This window comes from Serratia grimesii, assembly GCF_900186025.1.
GTDB classification, from domain to species: Bacteria; Pseudomonadota; Gammaproteobacteria; order Enterobacterales; family Enterobacteriaceae; genus Serratia; species Serratia grimesii.
In genome coordinates, this window is record NZ_LT883155.1 from 3,965,250 (window position 1) to 3,980,295 (window position 15,046).

Sequence of the window (15,046 nt, forward strand, 5' to 3'; positions counted from 1 at the left end):
ACGTCGAAAAAATCCAATGTTGGTTTCGGCCATTTGGTAAAACCATTGTTGTCTTGTTGTTCTGTATACCAGTCTGGCCAGGGCAATTCTTTGATTAAAGTCAATTTTCACGGGGTACCCACACAGCGTAAAGGGGCAAGTTTATGTTTTATGTCAATTTTCCCCATAAAGTGCATAGCAATTATTTTTGTAAATTTTCAAAAATATTTGTATTCGCAACGATAACGTAAACATAAAAGCGGGTTTCACTGCGTGAAGCTAAACGGTAAGCTATGCCCAGTGAATTGTTAACGAAAACAAAGGAGAGCGTTTATGTCCACCTCCCTCACCTGGCATGACGTCATCGGCAAGGAGAAAGAGCAGCCCTATTTTCATGAAACGCTTGCCTTTGTTGCCGCTGAACGCCAGGCCGGTAAGACCATTTACCCACCGCAAAAAGACGTGTTCAACGCGTTCCGTTTTACCGAACTGGCGGACGTGAAGGTGGTGATTCTCGGTCAGGATCCTTATCACGGTCCGAACCAGGCCCACGGTTTATCGTTCTCCGTGCTGCCCGGCGTCCCTGCTCCCCCGTCGTTGGTTAATATGTATAAAGAGCTGGCGACGGATATCCCTGGTTTTGAACGCCCTAACCACGGTTGCCTGCAAAGCTGGGCAGAACAGGGTGTGCTGCTGCTGAATACGGTATTAACCGTGGAAGGCGGCCAGGCACACTCCCACGCCAAGCTTGGCTGGGAAACCTTTACCGACAGAGTGATCGCTGCGCTAAACGAAAACCGCGAAGGCGTGGTATTCCTGCTGTGGGGTGCGCATGCTCAGAAGAAAGGCAACTTTATCGATCGTAACCGCCACCACGTGTTGAAAGCGCCGCACCCTTCGCCGCTCTCCGCCCATCGCGGCTTCCTCGGTTGCCACCATTTCTCGCAAACCAACCAATTGTTGGAGCAACAGGGACTAAAACCTATCGACTGGATGCCTCGACTACCACAGACATAGCACCAGACGCAAAAAAGGCACCCGAGGGTGCCTTTTCTTTACTTAATTTCGCTTAAGCCTTGGCTTTGGAAACTGCAACCATCGCTGGGCGCAACAGGCGGCCATTCAGCGTATAGCCTTTCTGCATCACCATCATGACATGGTTCGGCTGGTGATCGGCGGATTCCATCAGGCTCATCGCCTGGTGCACATCCGGGTTGAACGGCACGTTAATGTCGCCAACGATTTCGATCCCGTACTTACGCACAACGTCCTGCAGGGACTTCAGCGTCAGTTCGATACCTTCAATCATTGCTGTCAATTCCGGATTGTTTTTATCCGCCATTTCCAACGCGCGTTCCAGGTTATCAAGCACCGGCAACAGATCGCCAGAGAATTTCTCCAGCGCAAATTTGTGCGCTTTTTCGATATCCAGTTCAGTACGGCGACGGACATTTTCCATCTCCGCTTTGGCACGCAGCAGGCTGTCGCGTTCATGCTGCTGAGATTCGGCCAGTTGAGCTTCCAGCTCAGCAATGCGCTCATCCCGCAGATCGACGCCCTCAGCCGCTTCCGGCAGGGCTTCCTGCTGTTCCATTTCTTCCGAGACTTGCTCGTTTGGCGTCTTCTGTTCTTTACTACTCATGAATATCTCCGCGTTTTAGCATTAATCTCGCAACTTGGCTTATTATGGGGATCAAAACCGGGGTTTCAAGTCAACCGGTCACAATGTGGGGCATAAACTGGTCCCGGTGAGGAAAATCACAACAATGAATAAAAAATTCGCCTGTATTGGCATTGTTGGCCACCCGCGTCACCCTTCGGCGCTGGCAACGCATGAGATGTTATTTCACTGGTTGGTCGCCCGAGGCTATTCAGTGATGGTTGAACGGCAGATTGCCCAGGATTTAGGGTTGAAAGACGCCGTAACCGGTAGCCTGGCAGAGATTGGCCAAAAGGCCGATTTGGCCGTAGTCGTTGGCGGCGACGGCAATATGCTTGGCGCTGCGCGCGTGTTGGCCCGTTACGACATTAAAGTGATCGGCGTTAACCGCGGCAATCTCGGTTTCCTGACCGATCTAGACCCCGATAACGCATTGCAGCAACTGGCCGACGTGTTAGAAGGCGAATACATCGATGAACAGCGCTTCCTGCTGGAAACCATCGTGCACAAAGAGAACCAACAGTGCCGCATCAGTACCGCTATCAATGAAGTGGTATTGCACCCTGGTAAAGTGGCGCACATGATTGAGTTCGAAGTGTATATCGACGATCGCTTCGCCTTCTCACAACGCTCTGACGGCCTGATAATCGCTACCCCGACCGGTTCGACCGCATACTCTCTTTCCGCCGGTGGGCCGATCCTGACGCCATCGCTGGAAGCCATTGCACTGGTGCCTATGTTCCCGCACACCCTTTCAGCCCGCCCGTTGGTGATCAACGGCAACAGCACCATTCGGCTGAAGTTTTCGCAGATTGGTAGCGATCTGGAAATCAGCTGCGACAGCCAAATCGCGCTACCTATCCAGGAAGGCGAAGAGGTTTTGATACGCCGTAGTGATTTCCATTTGAATCTTATTCACCCAAAGGACTACAGCTATTTCAATACCTTAAGTACCAAGCTGGGCTGGTCAAAAAAATTATTCTAAAAACTGCGCCAGCCCCTTTACTGTATATAAAACCAGTTTATACTGTATGAAACTACAGTTATGTGTTTATACACAGGAAGGTTCCCATGCTGGCGCAATTGACCATCAGCAATTTTGCTATCGTTCGTGAGTTGGAAATAGATTTTCAACCGGGTATGACGGCGATTACCGGTGAAACCGGCGCCGGTAAATCGATCGCTATCGACGCTCTGGGGTTATGCCTCGGTAACCGTGCCGACGGTAATGTCGTTCGCTTGGGAGCCGCCCGTGCCGATATCTGTGCTCGCTTTTCGCTGGCAGACACCCCGTCTGCGCGCCAATGGTTAGAGCAAAATCAATTAGACGACAGCAATGAGTGCCTGCTGCGCCGGGTGATCAACGCAGATGGCCGCTCACGCGGTTTTATCAATGGCACTGCTGTACCGCTTTCGCAGTTGCGTGAGCTCGGCCAGCGGCTGATTCAAATCCACGGCCAGCATGCCCACCAGTTGTTGCTCAAGCCAGAGCACCAAAAACAACTGCTCGACGCTTATGCGGACGAACCCGCTCTACTGACGCAAATGCAACAAGCTTACCAGCGCTGGCACCAAAGCTGCCGCGAACTGGCTCACCATCAGCAGCAATCCATTGAGCGCGACGCGCGCAAACAGCTACTGCAATATCAATTAAAAGAACTGAACGAGTTTGCGCCTCAGGCTGGCGAATTTGAACAAATCGACACTGAGTTCAAACGCCTGGCCAATAGTGGCCAGTTATTGACGATCAGCCAGCAAACCTTGCAATTGTTGGCTGATGACGAAGAAAACAACATGCTAAGCCAGCTTTATACCGCTAAGCATTTGCTGGTTGAGCTGATCGGGATGGATGAAAAGCTCAGTGGCTTGCTGGACATGTTGGAAGAGGCGTCAATCCAAATCAGTGAAGCCAGCGATGAACTGCGCCATTATGCCGACCGCATGGATTTGGATCCCAACCGCCTGCAAGAACTGGAACAACGTTTGTCGCGCCAAATTAACCTGGCGCGTAAACACCACGTCGCGCCAGAAGAACTGCCGCAGTTGCATCAGCAAATGCTGGATGAACAACAGTTGCTGTCACAGCAAGAAAACGACCACGAACACCTGACCGAGGCGGTTACGCTGCATCATCAGCAAGCGCTGTTGTTGGCAGAGCAACTGCATCAGAAACGCCAGCATTATGCCGCTGAGTTGACCACGTTGATTACCGACAGCATGCAGGCACTCTCCATGCCGCATGGTAAATTCAATATCGACGTACGCTTCGAACCGCAATATTTGAGTGCGGAAGGCGCAACCCGCACCGAGTTTTGTGTGTCCACCAACCCAGGGCAACCGCTACAGGCATTGGCGAAGGTTGCCTCTGGCGGCGAATTGTCCCGTATCGCGCTGGCAATCCAGGTGATTACCGCTCGCAAAATGGAAACACCAGCATTGATTTTCGACGAAGTGGACGTCGGTATCAGTGGCCCAACCGCCGCCATTGTTGGCCGCCTGCTTCGCCAATTAGGCGAATCCACACAAGTCATGTGCGTCACTCACCTGCCGCAAGTCGCGGGCTGTGGGCATCAGCATCTGTTCGTCAGTAAACAGACCGACGGCACAGAAACCGAAACACAGATGTCGCCATTGGATAAACGAGCTCGTTTGCAAGAGTTGGCACGCCTTCTTGGTGGTAGTGAAGTCACCCGGAACACGCTGGCAAATGCAAAAGAACTGCTTGCTGCATAAAAAAGCTCAACTTTTTTACTTTCCTGAGGTCTGACTTTGGCGCTGTTTGCCCGACAGACCTCAAGCTGTAGCAAGGCCACAATTAAGACCCTCCGGGAAACTTCGTCAACTCAGCGATTGGGATGAACAAAGGTGCCAATACGGCTTCAACTTGAAGGATGACGGGTATACCCAATAGATTTCAAGTTGTAGCAAGGCGGCAACCAAGGGATCCCCCGGGAGCTTAGTCTCCTCAGTAACAGGGATAAACGAAGGCTGCCAATACGGCTTCAACTTGAAGGATGACGGGTATACCCAATAGATTTCAAGTTGTAGCAAGGCGGCAACCAAGGGATCCCCCGGGAGCTTAGTCTCCTCAGTAACTGGGATAAACGAAGGCAGCCAATACGGCTTCAACTTGAAGGATGACGGGTATACCCAATAGATTTCAAGTTGTAGCAAGGCGGCAACCAAGGGAATCCCGAGGAGCTTAGTCTCCTCAGTAACAGGGATAAACGAAGGCTGCCAATACGGCTTCAACTTGAAGGATGACGGATATACCCAATAGATTTCAAGTTGTAGCAAGGTGGCAACCAAGGGAATCCCCGGGAGCTTAGTCTCCTCAGTAACAGGGATAAACGAAGGCTGCCAATACGGCTTCAATTTGAAGGATGACGGGTATACCCAATAGATTTCAAGTTGTAGCAAGGCGGCAACCAAGGGAATCCCCGGGAGCTTAGTTAACTAAGTGACTGGGGTGAACGAGGGCAGCCAACACAGCTACAACTTGAAAGATGAAGGGTATAAGGGTTTCCAACAGCAGCAAGGTCTATTATCATCGGCATCCTATGCCCTAAAGGAATGTGATTACTATGCGCTGTAAAACGCTGACTGCCGCCGCTGTAGTTCTTGTGATGCTGACTGCAGGCTGTTCTACCTTTGAGAAGGTGGTTTACCGGCCTGACATCAACCAAGGGAACTACCTGACGTCAACCGACGTAGCTAAAATTCAGAAAGGTATGACCCAGCAACAGGTCGCGTACACATTGGGCACCCCAATGCTGCAAGACCCGTTCGGTACTCAGACGTGGTTCTATGTATTCCGTCAGCAACCAGGCCATGAAGATATCACTCAGCAAACCCTGACGTTGACCTTCAACAGCGCTGGCGTGTTGACCGATATTCAGAACAAACCTGCGCTGACCAAATAATCAGCGAAGGAATTATCGTCCGGCCCATGAGGGATACGTCACGTTCTTCATGACAGTAACAGGCTGCAACTCGGAAGGTAAAATTCTGATAAAAAACAAGGCGCATTCAGCGCCTTATTTTTTTGCCTTTTCTGCCCGTTGGCGGCGCAGTTCTTTAGGATCGGCAATCAAGGGGCGGTAAATTTCCACCCGGTCGCCATCGTTGAGTACATCACCCAACTTGGCCGGTCGGCTATAGATGCCCACCTTGTTACTTTGCAGGTCAATGTCACTACGCAGTTCAAGCAGACCAGAGGCCACAATTGCCTGTTCAACACTGCTGCCTTCGGCCAGCGTGACTTTGCGCAGATACTGACGTTCCGGCAGGGCGTAAACCACCTCAACCCGTATATCTGACACTGTAAACCTCTTTTGCCCGCTGGGTGAATGCTTGCACCATGTTGCCGGCCAGTTCTTTAAACACCTTTCCGAACGCCAACTCGATCAGTTTGTTGGTAAATTCGAAATCCAGGTGCAGCTCAACCTTGCAGGCTTCCGGACTGAGCGGCGTAAAATGCCAGCCCCCCATCAGCTTACGGAAGGGACCATCCACCAGTTGCATATTGATGCTCTGGTTATCCAGCAGCGTATTACGCGTAGTAAACGTTTTGCTGATACCGGCTTTGGCAACATCTACTGCGGCGGTCATTTCATTGTTGGACGCGTCAATCACCCGGCTACCGGTGCAACCTGGCAGAAAATCGGGATAAGAATGAACATCGTTAACCAACTGATACATCTGCTCAGCGCTGAACGGCACCAACGCAGACCGACTGATCTGGGGCATAACATTTCCTGTGAGACACAAAACATACAAATCATACCATTTATCTATCAGCAAACAAAAAATCTGCTATGCAACGAAGGGGCCAAAAATGCGAAAAATTGCGCAGGTGCTGAGCGGTAAAGGATTTCTTTCGCTCGCGCATCCAGTATAATGAACACACTATGACAAAGAAAAAAGCACACAAACCCGGTTCTGCCACCATTGCGCAAAACAAGCGAGCACGTTTCGAATACTTCATTGAAGAAGAAATCGAAGCGGGCCTGTCCCTGCAAGGGTGGGAAGTAAAATCGCTGCGTGCCGGCAAAGCCAACCTCAGCGACAGCTACGTGACATTCCGCGATGGTGAAGCCTATCTGTTTGGCGCCACTATCACGCCCCTTAGCGTGGCTTCGTCGCATGTGGTTTGCGATCCGATACGTACCCGTAAACTGCTGTTGAACAAACGCGAGCTGGATTCGTTATTCGGCCGTGTTAACCGCGAAGGCTATACCGTGGTTGCCTTGTCCATGTATTGGAAAAATGCCTGGGTCAAAGTCAAAATCGGCGTAGCCAAAGGCAAGAAAGAGCACGATAAGCGCGATGACATCAAAGATCGTGAATGGCAGACGGCGAAAGCCCGTATCATGAAGCACGCAAACCGATAAGCCTCTGGCTTAACGGGCTAAACTTCTGGTATACTGCACAAAGTTACTTGGGGCTGATTCTGGATTCGACGGGATTTGCGAAGCCCTAGGAGCATGCCGAGGGGCGGTTGGCCTCGTAAAAAGCCGCAAAAAAATAGTCGCAAACGACGAAAACTACGCCCTAGCAGCTTAATACCCTGCTAAGAGCCCTCTCTCCCTAGCCTCCGCTCTTAGGACGGGGATCAAGAGAGGTCAAACCCAAAAGAGATCGCGTGGATGTCCTGCCTGGGGCTGAAGCGTTAAATCCAATCAGGCTAGTTTGTTAGTGGCGTGTCCATCCGCAGCTGACCGGCGAATGTAAAGATTGGACTAAGCATGTAGTGCCGACGGTGTAGTAATTTCGGACGGGGGTTCAAATCCCCCCAGCTCCACCAAATAAAACAAGGGGTTACGTGAAAGCGTAGCCCCTTTTTCTTTGTAGTGGCGGCAAAATGGCGACAGACGAAATACCGCCATTTAGTGATTTTTGTAGAAGTGTTCCATTACGCGATCGTAAGCCTCTCGCTCATCTTCTGCGGGAAAGTAGATTACTGACTGCCATTCCTTCCCGTTGTGAAACGCAGCGCTCCACTTTCTCCCAATTGGCCAAATCGCATATACAGGGTTGCCATTGTTACCAAACACCTGCTTTTTAGTCAGCCTTTCCCCGTTGGCCATGAAATAAATCATTACGCTACAAACTCGCAACGAACGCATGAAAACCTCTACTTTTTATCTGGTCACAATTACACCGCTCAAAAACATAATACTGTATATATAAACAGTAAATCAATTTCGCAGATTTCAGTTTTACAAACCCACTGCAATTCCTGCGCAAACCTTGCGGCGTCTGGCCTGCCACGTTCTGCCGGCATTTCTGCGCGATCCACTCCTAACGCCCCGCGATCCACGCAATTGATATTTAATATATATTTTTCAATTGGTTATTGTTTTTACCCTTAACGCGGCATGATCCAAAAACTGAAAAACACTGAAATTCTTTTCAATCTTTTCAGTTTGGGTTTAACCGCAAAGCCCCAGGCACGGCACGGCCTGGCGGGGTGGTTTGTAGAAAATCAAAACTGAAATAATTTCCTGATCCAAATCGTGCAGGCGGGTGCGGTGTAGTGCCGTTTCCGTGGGCATGACGTTGATTCCGTGGCGATTCTGCCGCGCTGGCGGCTCGCTGTTGCGGTGATCGGATTTGTTCGCGTGGGATTGTCGGCGGGGTGCCTGATGGCTCAGAAAGGCGCACAGGCCCACCAAATGGCAGGCATGAAAAAGCCCGCGCGAGGCGGGCCGGTATTCCCTGGTGCTGTTATGTACTGCTGCTTAATTTCTACACTGTTATGGGGCCAATTGATAATTGGTTGTGTAGATCAATTACCCGCTATCGATCGGCGCGAACGATCAATTAACAACCCTACCCAATCACCGGCGCGTACTTGGTTTTCAACTGGCCAGACTTCGTGCCGGCGGCGCTAATAGCTGCGGCGTTCTGCGGCCCGCCGGTGTTACTGTGCGTATGGCTAGCGGTCTGTTGCGCCAGCTCCTGCACCACTTCCAGGGTTTCCAGCATTAGTGCCATCACGTTGATTTGCTGGCTACCCACCCACACCACTGGGGCAATTACATCCTGGCGCACTGCCGCAATGCTGCTGCGGATTTTGCCTATCTTCTCCATCAGGCTGCCGGCCACTGCCGTGGTGGCATCCCTTCCCACACTGGCCACCAGATTGCCCTGGGTCGCTACGCTGTAATCCCCTTCGGCAATATGTTGCACTGCACCGGCCAACAAGGTGGATGTGCCCAGCACAGTGGTTTTATCTGTAGCCTGCACCGTTGTGGCCCTGGCCACCAGGGTGCGCGTTTCTTCGTCGGCCTGGATCTCCCTGGTCATGGAACTTTCACGGATAGCCTGGTCGGTTTTCCGTTCCCAATCCCCTGCCTGGGTAACTCGCTGGGATACTTCCTCCCGCTGCTGCTGTAGCTGCTCGCCTGGTTTCACATCCGGCAGCGTGTTGCCCTGGGCCAGCGTCTGACGGATAAACGGTTTATCGGGCCGCCCGTCGGTAAACGCCACCTCGACCAGCGTTCCCACTGGCGGAAACTGAAACATGCCCGAATCCTGGCCCGCCATTGGCACCGGTAGCGGCACCGCCGGGTAAATCGGCGTGTTTTTCGCTGGCTGTCCGTCGGCGTCCAACAATTGCAAATCGACGGCATAGCGAGGCCGGAATGGGTCGGCCAGGTCGCCGCTACTGACGCCCTCCGCGTGGGCTTCTACCCTGGCGAATTTGGGCAGATGTAAACCCGCTGATAACTCCGGGTAAGCGGCATCAATCTGGCGCTGCGCCGGTGTCATGGCCATAGACTTACCCGTTAACGGGTTTTTGGCCAACCAGGTGATCGTGGTGTCGTCATTTTCCAGGCGAACACTCGAAAGCCGGTGGCCATTGACCACCACACCAGGCCGCAAGGCTTGCACCATAGGCAAAGTCATGCTGTTACCGCCGGCACGCGCCTGGCTAAACTCGGCGGGAATATCTACCGGTTTGCCGGCAAACATGGAATGCGCCCAACTGCCCAGGAACACGCCGCCATCCGGCAGCGGTTGCCAAACGTAATCAGGCACCCCAAACGCTGGCCCCAGATTGGCCAGCAGTTGGTAGCCCGTCCCGCTGTGGGTGAAATGGGGGATCGGCTTGTCCAGGTAATCCGCCTGCGCCGGCAACGCGATAGTTAACCCGCTGTTTTCCTCCAACCACTTGGCCACCTGCCGCAATGTTGGGTGCTGGAAGGAACACGGCCAAAGCCTTTCAAACACGCCAACCAGTTCACGCACAAATAGCCGCTGAGAGCCTGTTTCCGCCGGCTGTGCGCGCTCCACATACCCCGTAAACCACCGCAAAATGCTATCCGTATAGCCGGCATCCAGGCGCACCAGTTTACCGGTGTAGTCAGTATCGGTTTGCGCGGTAATAAATCCACGCCCGCAGCCGTTCAGCTCCAACACCAGATTAAAATCAACCAGGGGCACCGTATCCCCGGACAACATCAGGCGTTTAATCGGTTTCATTCGCCCCCCACTACGCCGGCAAGCGCATCATCTGCCGGCTTCAATACCTTACGTTCGAACCAACTCAATTTTTGTTCATCCTCTGACGCCGCGCCGTTCCCGTTTACCTGGCCATTTGCGCCTGGCGTCTGCTTTTTGGCGGCGCTCTTGCTACCTTCCCGCGCATCTTTCTTTTCCGGTACGCTCAAGTGCTCGCGTAGGGTAAACGTCACCAGCCAGGCTTGCTTGCCGTCCTGCTTTGGTGCATCAATCGAGCCAGTGAACGTCGCCAGCCTAAAATTAATTGCCTGGGCCGTGTGGTTGGCCACTCTGTAGCGTTTCAGCTTACCGCCTTCGGTTGCCTCCGCCAGGGCAAACAAGCGCGTTAACACTTGGGCTTCGCTAAAGGGGATCATGCCGGAAATACGCAGTTCTTTGGGTTTTATGCCCTGTTCGGCGTTGGCCGTGCTGGACGTCTGCCCAGACTGGTCTTTATCCTGAAATTGCATCATTGGCGTGACCATGACGCCTTTTAAGGGGATAGCTTCACCATTAAGCGCCAGCGTGACTATCGTCATTGATCATCCCCTCCAGTTGCCCCAAATCCTTGCCCACAAACAACACCGCCAGGGTAAAAACAGCATCCTGCCGGGGAATATCTTTTTTCATCGCTGCACCAACACTGGCACCGGCCCCTTTCGCCGTAAAGGCCCACGCCGGCGCGCTTTTCCCTTGTAATGCGGTCATTGCCTGGCTTATCCCCTCCAGGGCAGATTGGCGGGCCTGGGAAAATCCAGCCAGCGCCACTTGTAAGCCGTCCAAGCTGGCCCCTATGGCCGCGCCGGCCTTGGCTTCCGCAATACGCTGCGCATTCAACGCCAGGCGTTGAGCACCGGTCGAAAGCGGCACCGCCGCCGGCAAACCAGCCCCCATTTTCCCAGGCAATTGCATCCGGGTAATTGCCTGGGTGGCGGCAGTCTGCGCCATGCGCTGCACCTGGTTAAGTGCCGGCAAAGGCAACACCCCCGCCAACGCTGCAATCTGCGGCATAAATTCACCGTGTGAGTTAGCGCAAAGCATGAATACGGTGGCGCTGATTTCCTCCCCCTGGCCGGCCAACTTGCCAGCCAGGTAATCCACGGCATTGGCCGGGCTAAGGTAACTCCCGGATGCCTCTTGCCGTCCTACGCCATAAACCCACGGATGCGCCGGCACCATTGAACACGTCAAAGACTGCATATCACCTGGCATACGCAAAACCGTCTTACGCCACACTCGGCACCTCCGGCCATTCAATTTTTGGTGCCGATAACAGATCAATGCGATTCAGCATCACCCGATATTTTTTCCAGGCGGCCAGTTGCTCTTTTTCCGTATCATTCGCAATAGCGAGATCGGCGGCATCCTGTAAAGGCGCAATGTGTTTAGTTGCTGTAGCAATACGTGCCGCTTGCTCTAACTTGGCTTGGGCCTGGTACTCTTCTGGCGCGTAAACTCGCTTAACTACCTTTTCACCATCGAAAACCCATCCGCCGCCAATGACCGCACGACGGTTTGCCGTGGTATCAGGAACCTCTGCCACGCTCAAGCCCGCAGGCCATAAGGTGGAAACATCCTTGTTGGCGGCAATACTACGAATGACGCCGTTACTGTCATACGCGATTTTGATTGAGTCAGCCGCAAAACCGCTTTGGCACTCGTACCATTCCGTGCCATCTGCGGCAAAAAGAAACATGGCGTTATGCCGATTACGCAATTTAATTTGTTCTGGTGTTTTTGGCTCACCCAGTTGGAAATTCTTAATATTCATCATGGTTTATCGCCCTATCGTGATCCATTGGCCATTTTTATAAATCTGGATATAGCTCCAAAACAGGGACTCAGCCGAATAGTCGCCGTCTCTGTTATCGAAACCCGTTAAAACAGTGTTGTCGTGATAGGTGTAAACACCTGTTGCACCGTGCTGCGCTTCTGCGCTGTATCTGACGTTTTGAATAAAGTTTTGGTTAACCCAATCTATGGTTGCCCGCGCACCAACATCACGATTGTATGTGCCCCAATCCACGCGGTTATTGATATTGTTATCACGCGCATTTAATTGATTGTTCAGCCAGGTACTAAGATACCCACCCCAGATAGCGCCTTTAACGTTGCCGTCATTCTGATAGACGGCCTCCCCGGCGTTCAGATTACCTGGCGCAATAAATTGCTTGTTATTAGGGTCAAATCGCCAGGTAGCCTCAGCGTTGTTATCTCCTCGCACATGAATACAAGGTTTAGCAAAACTGCCTGATCCATCCATTAGATACCCAAAACTTACGGCAGTTGGGTAACCTTGCCCCTTCCGGGTGCTCTTGCCTTTAATCAACGGGACATAGCGGCCACCTTCGACAACATCCCAGTTATAATTTTCCTGATAGAAAGGGGCTTTCGTATCAAGTTGCGATGCAAAAGTTCCACTCCCCTCTGGAGGCGCGCCAGAGGGGGTGCTGTGATAAGTGGCGGTTAATGACGAAGCAGAGATAGAACTGCTGGACGATACCGGGCCGGTGAAGCTGCCCCCGCTGGCCATCATTACCCGATCCCAGCCGCTAAAAGTGCCGTTTATATTGGCAGCTACACGGATGCCAGCTTTTCCACCCGCCTCATGAGACATCTGCAAATAATGCTGAAACTTTCCGTTTCCTGAAGTGGCGGAAAGGTCATTCATGTTAGTCGTGCACAAAACAGAACCCCACGGCACGCCGGCCCAGGAACTATTTTCGACACTCCACACCCCCGGCGACGTTGGCGCATTAGCGCCCGTCAAAACGCGGGCAACCCCCATTCGTGCGGCAAAGCTATTTCGTACATCAGCGGCCTGCACATCTGACGCGGAGGGTTTATTTCCGGTGTGGTACAGGCTCACAAAATCCGAATATTTCCCCGTATCGGTAGCACGCAGCCAAAAGCTATTGCTGGTTTTTTCCGCCAATAACTGGAAACCCCGATACTCGTTTGCACTGAAATTCACCAGTGTAGAATAAGGTTTCGACGGATAGCCTTTGATGTTCGGATCGTCAAACTCCAGCGTTGACAGGCTGATGCCCTGCTTCCATAACGTGGGTGAGTCTGTAGCGGCGCGCAACGGCTGCATTGGCAATACCGTTGAACCGTCAATCTCTAACCGGCCCTTCATCTTGTCGCCCGCAAGTTTTACATAGCGTCCGTCCGCTTCGGTCTTGTTCCAGGCATTCACATCCGATGCAACCAAGTTAACATCGCCGGTCAGCGCCTTACCGTTTACACGAATAGAGCGCAGGGCATATTTTTGCGCGGCCTGGGCATCGGTTAACGCTCCAACGTCCGCCGCCGTGGGCTTATTGGCGGGGGAATAAACGCGGGCACTGCCATCCCACACGGATGCGCCGGTGATCCGCCCCTTGGCCGAAAATGAGCCGGTACGCACATTCAAAAATGCTGTGCGGCCCTGGACGCCTTCCCCCTTGCAAGTGTTATAAAAGCCCAGGCCATACCAGCTTTGTATATCCACATTGCAGGTTTCATAGCTGGCCCCGTCCCCGTTCCCTGGGAAAAGGCCACCTGGCTTAGCTTTCCAACTGTTGGCCACCATCACACCGCCAGATGCCTGGATCTCCTTTTGGAACGTGCCGCCCTGGGTAGCGGATACGGTGTCCACGTCTTGCGCCGTTGGCTTGTAGTCCGTGGTGTAAATACGTGACCACCTAACCCCGTTTGTGGCATTTGAACCACCTAAGAAGCCCGCACCGCTGTTAGAAACACCCACGTATCCGGTAGAAGGGCCGCCATCACATGGCAAAGAAAGTACCCCATAGACCCCGTTACCTGGTGCGTTAGATGAGGTGTTATTAACCCGGTAAATTTCCCCCTGATTACAATAAGCATCATCCCGATGACGGGAACCCATGCCCAGGCCAAATGCCCCGACCTCCATCAGTTGACCGCCGGCTACACCCACGTTACGCGTGGCCGCGCTGCCCAATCCCAGGCTACCCCGGCTTTTCGCCTTATCTTTCAGCGACGCCAGGTTATCGTCCTTACGCAAATAGGCATCATTGCCGGCCTGGTCGGACAGTGAACCTTTTGGGCGCAAGTCGGTAATGTTGCCGGCGGCATCGATGCTGGCCACCGCAAACACATAGTGCTTAAAACCGGCGTTATCCGTGTAATCCGTAGCATTGGCCGAAACGGTAAATTTCACAGCGCCAGCCCATTGACTAACCACATTGCCCTGTAAGCTCACGTCGGCCCAGACCTTGATAGGCTTTGTTGTCACTGTGATGTTTTGGTTTGCCGCCAACACCGCACGCAGCCCGCCTACATAGCCGGTGCCCGCCGTCACAAAATATTGCGCGCCGGCTTTGGCCACCAGGAACCCATTACCAAAGAATGCGCCGGCACCGTAGTGGTCACGGTTAATCAGGCGCTGCATTTCATCAATGCCGCCCAGGCGGGCGGTGAAGTCAATCTGCCAGGTTTCTGCCGGCGTGGTGATTGCCGTCTCTTTGGCTGCGCCGTCATACTCCATCACAAAGGAACGGGTGATCGCGTTCCCCTGCTGGCCTGCGCGGTTGGCCACTTTGCGCTGCATCGGCGCATGAACAATCATCGCCACCGTGTTGGTGGCCTTATTCACCAGGCCGATCCAGTTAAAATCGAAGTCGCCCACCTCAGTGCCCAGGGTGACCGAATACACCACGGCGTTATTGTTCACGACGCCGGTTTTGTTGACGGCCTGGCGGTGCACAATCTGGCCCGCTGCCGGCATCCCTTCTTTGCGGTCGATTGGCTTGCTGGCATCAAGGCCCGGCACGTTAGCTAAAACAAATTCATCCAACACCACGCGGGAGCCGTTCACGGCTTCTTTTGCTTTCCATTGCTCAAAGGCAAAGGTGATCGCGGTTTGTGACATGTTGA

The 15,046-nt window shown here is 52.9% G+C and carries 13 protein-coding genes, 1 other RNA gene and 1 pseudogene; 6 read left to right on the forward strand and 9 right to left on the reverse strand.

Going from position 1 to position 15,046, the window contains the following annotated elements; all coding sequences use genetic code 11:
- Positions 1–312 precede the first annotated feature (312 nt).
- Positions 313–996: a uracil-DNA glycosylase gene (gene ung, locus SGBXF1_RS18600; RefSeq protein ID WP_061808352.1), complete on the forward strand. Its 684-nt coding sequence runs from the start codon at positions 313–315 to the stop codon at positions 994–996.
- 52 nt (positions 997–1,048) lie between these two features.
- Here ung and grpE read toward each other — a convergent pair whose 3' ends face one another.
- The gene (gene grpE / locus SGBXF1_RS18605; RefSeq protein ID WP_037422128.1) at positions 1,049–1,621 is read right to left on the reverse strand and encodes a nucleotide exchange factor GrpE; all 573 of its coding nucleotides are present in this window, start codon (positions 1,619–1,621) and stop codon (positions 1,049–1,051) included.
- A 124-nt stretch (positions 1,622–1,745) separates the two neighbouring features.
- On the opposite strand from grpE, the gene nadK reads away from it, so the two are divergent.
- From nadK to bamE, 3 genes are all read left to right on the forward strand, one after another.
- Positions 1,746–2,624, forward strand: coding sequence for an NAD(+) kinase (gene nadK, locus SGBXF1_RS18610; protein WP_012146391.1), 879 nt, complete (start codon positions 1,746–1,748; stop codon positions 2,622–2,624).
- A gap of 86 nt (positions 2,625–2,710) precedes the next feature.
- Positions 2,711–4,372, forward strand: a complete 1,662-nt coding sequence (gene recN / locus SGBXF1_RS18615; protein ID WP_037422132.1) for a DNA repair protein RecN — start codon at positions 2,711–2,713, stop codon at positions 4,370–4,372.
- 851 nt (positions 4,373–5,223) lie between these two features.
- A complete protein-coding gene (gene bamE, locus SGBXF1_RS18620; protein WP_037422134.1) occupies positions 5,224–5,562 on the forward strand; it encodes an outer membrane protein assembly factor BamE in 339 nt (112 codons plus the stop codon).
- Positions 5,563–5,676: 114 nt separating this feature from the next.
- Here the strand turns inward: bamE and SGBXF1_RS18625 are convergent, their stop codons facing one another.
- Positions 5,677–5,961 (reverse strand): RnfH family protein, encoded by a 285-nt coding sequence (locus SGBXF1_RS18625; protein WP_037422137.1) that lies wholly within the window; start codon positions 5,959–5,961, stop codon positions 5,677–5,679.
- Positions 5,942–6,388, reverse strand: coding sequence for a type II toxin-antitoxin system RatA family toxin (locus SGBXF1_RS18630; RefSeq protein ID WP_037422140.1), 447 nt, complete (start codon positions 6,386–6,388; stop codon positions 5,942–5,944). The genes SGBXF1_RS18625 and SGBXF1_RS18630 overlap by 20 nt, the downstream gene beginning before the upstream one ends.
- 161 nt (positions 6,389–6,549) lie before the next feature.
- Between SGBXF1_RS18630 and smpB the strand changes: the two genes are divergently transcribed.
- Both smpB and ssrA read left to right on the forward strand, forming a co-directional pair.
- A complete protein-coding gene (smpB, locus tag SGBXF1_RS18635) occupies positions 6,550–7,032 on the forward strand; it encodes an SsrA-binding protein SmpB (RefSeq protein ID WP_061808353.1) in 483 nt (160 codons plus the stop codon).
- A gap of 49 nt (positions 7,033–7,081) precedes the next feature.
- Positions 7,082–7,445: a transfer-messenger RNA gene (ssrA, locus tag SGBXF1_RS18640) on the forward strand.
- Positions 7,446–8,473: 1,028 nt separating this feature from the next.
- Here ssrA and SGBXF1_RS18645 read toward each other — a convergent pair.
- The 6 genes and pseudogenes from SGBXF1_RS18645 to SGBXF1_RS23890 form a co-directional block, all read right to left on the reverse strand.
- Positions 8,474–10,129 (reverse strand): hypothetical protein, encoded by a 1,656-nt coding sequence (locus tag SGBXF1_RS18645; protein WP_186427331.1) that lies wholly within the window; start codon positions 10,127–10,129, stop codon positions 8,474–8,476.
- Complete coding sequence (locus SGBXF1_RS18650) at positions 10,126–10,686, reverse strand: baseplate complex protein (protein WP_186427332.1); 561 nt, start codon at positions 10,684–10,686, stop codon at positions 10,126–10,128. Before SGBXF1_RS18650 ends, SGBXF1_RS18645 begins: the two co-directional genes overlap by 4 nt.
- Positions 10,661–11,347, reverse strand: a complete 687-nt coding sequence (locus tag SGBXF1_RS18655) for a hypothetical protein (protein ID WP_238320983.1) — start codon at positions 11,345–11,347, stop codon at positions 10,661–10,663. Before SGBXF1_RS18655 ends, SGBXF1_RS18650 begins: the two co-directional genes overlap by 26 nt.
- A 25-nt stretch (positions 11,348–11,372) precedes the next feature.
- On the reverse strand, positions 11,373–11,921 hold the full coding sequence (locus SGBXF1_RS18660; protein WP_186427334.1) for a tail fiber assembly protein: 549 nt from the start codon (positions 11,919–11,921) through the stop codon (positions 11,373–11,375).
- Positions 11,922–11,924: 3 nt separating this feature from the next.
- Positions 11,925–14,063 (reverse strand): tail fiber protein, encoded by a 2,139-nt coding sequence (locus SGBXF1_RS23885; protein ID WP_337590045.1) that lies wholly within the window; start codon positions 14,061–14,063, stop codon positions 11,925–11,927.
- A gap of 36 nt (positions 14,064–14,099) precedes the next feature.
- Positions 14,100–15,041 (reverse strand): annotated as a pseudogene (locus SGBXF1_RS23890) (phage tail-collar fiber domain-containing protein); the annotation flags it as partial.
- Positions 15,042–15,046 lie beyond the last annotated feature (5 nt).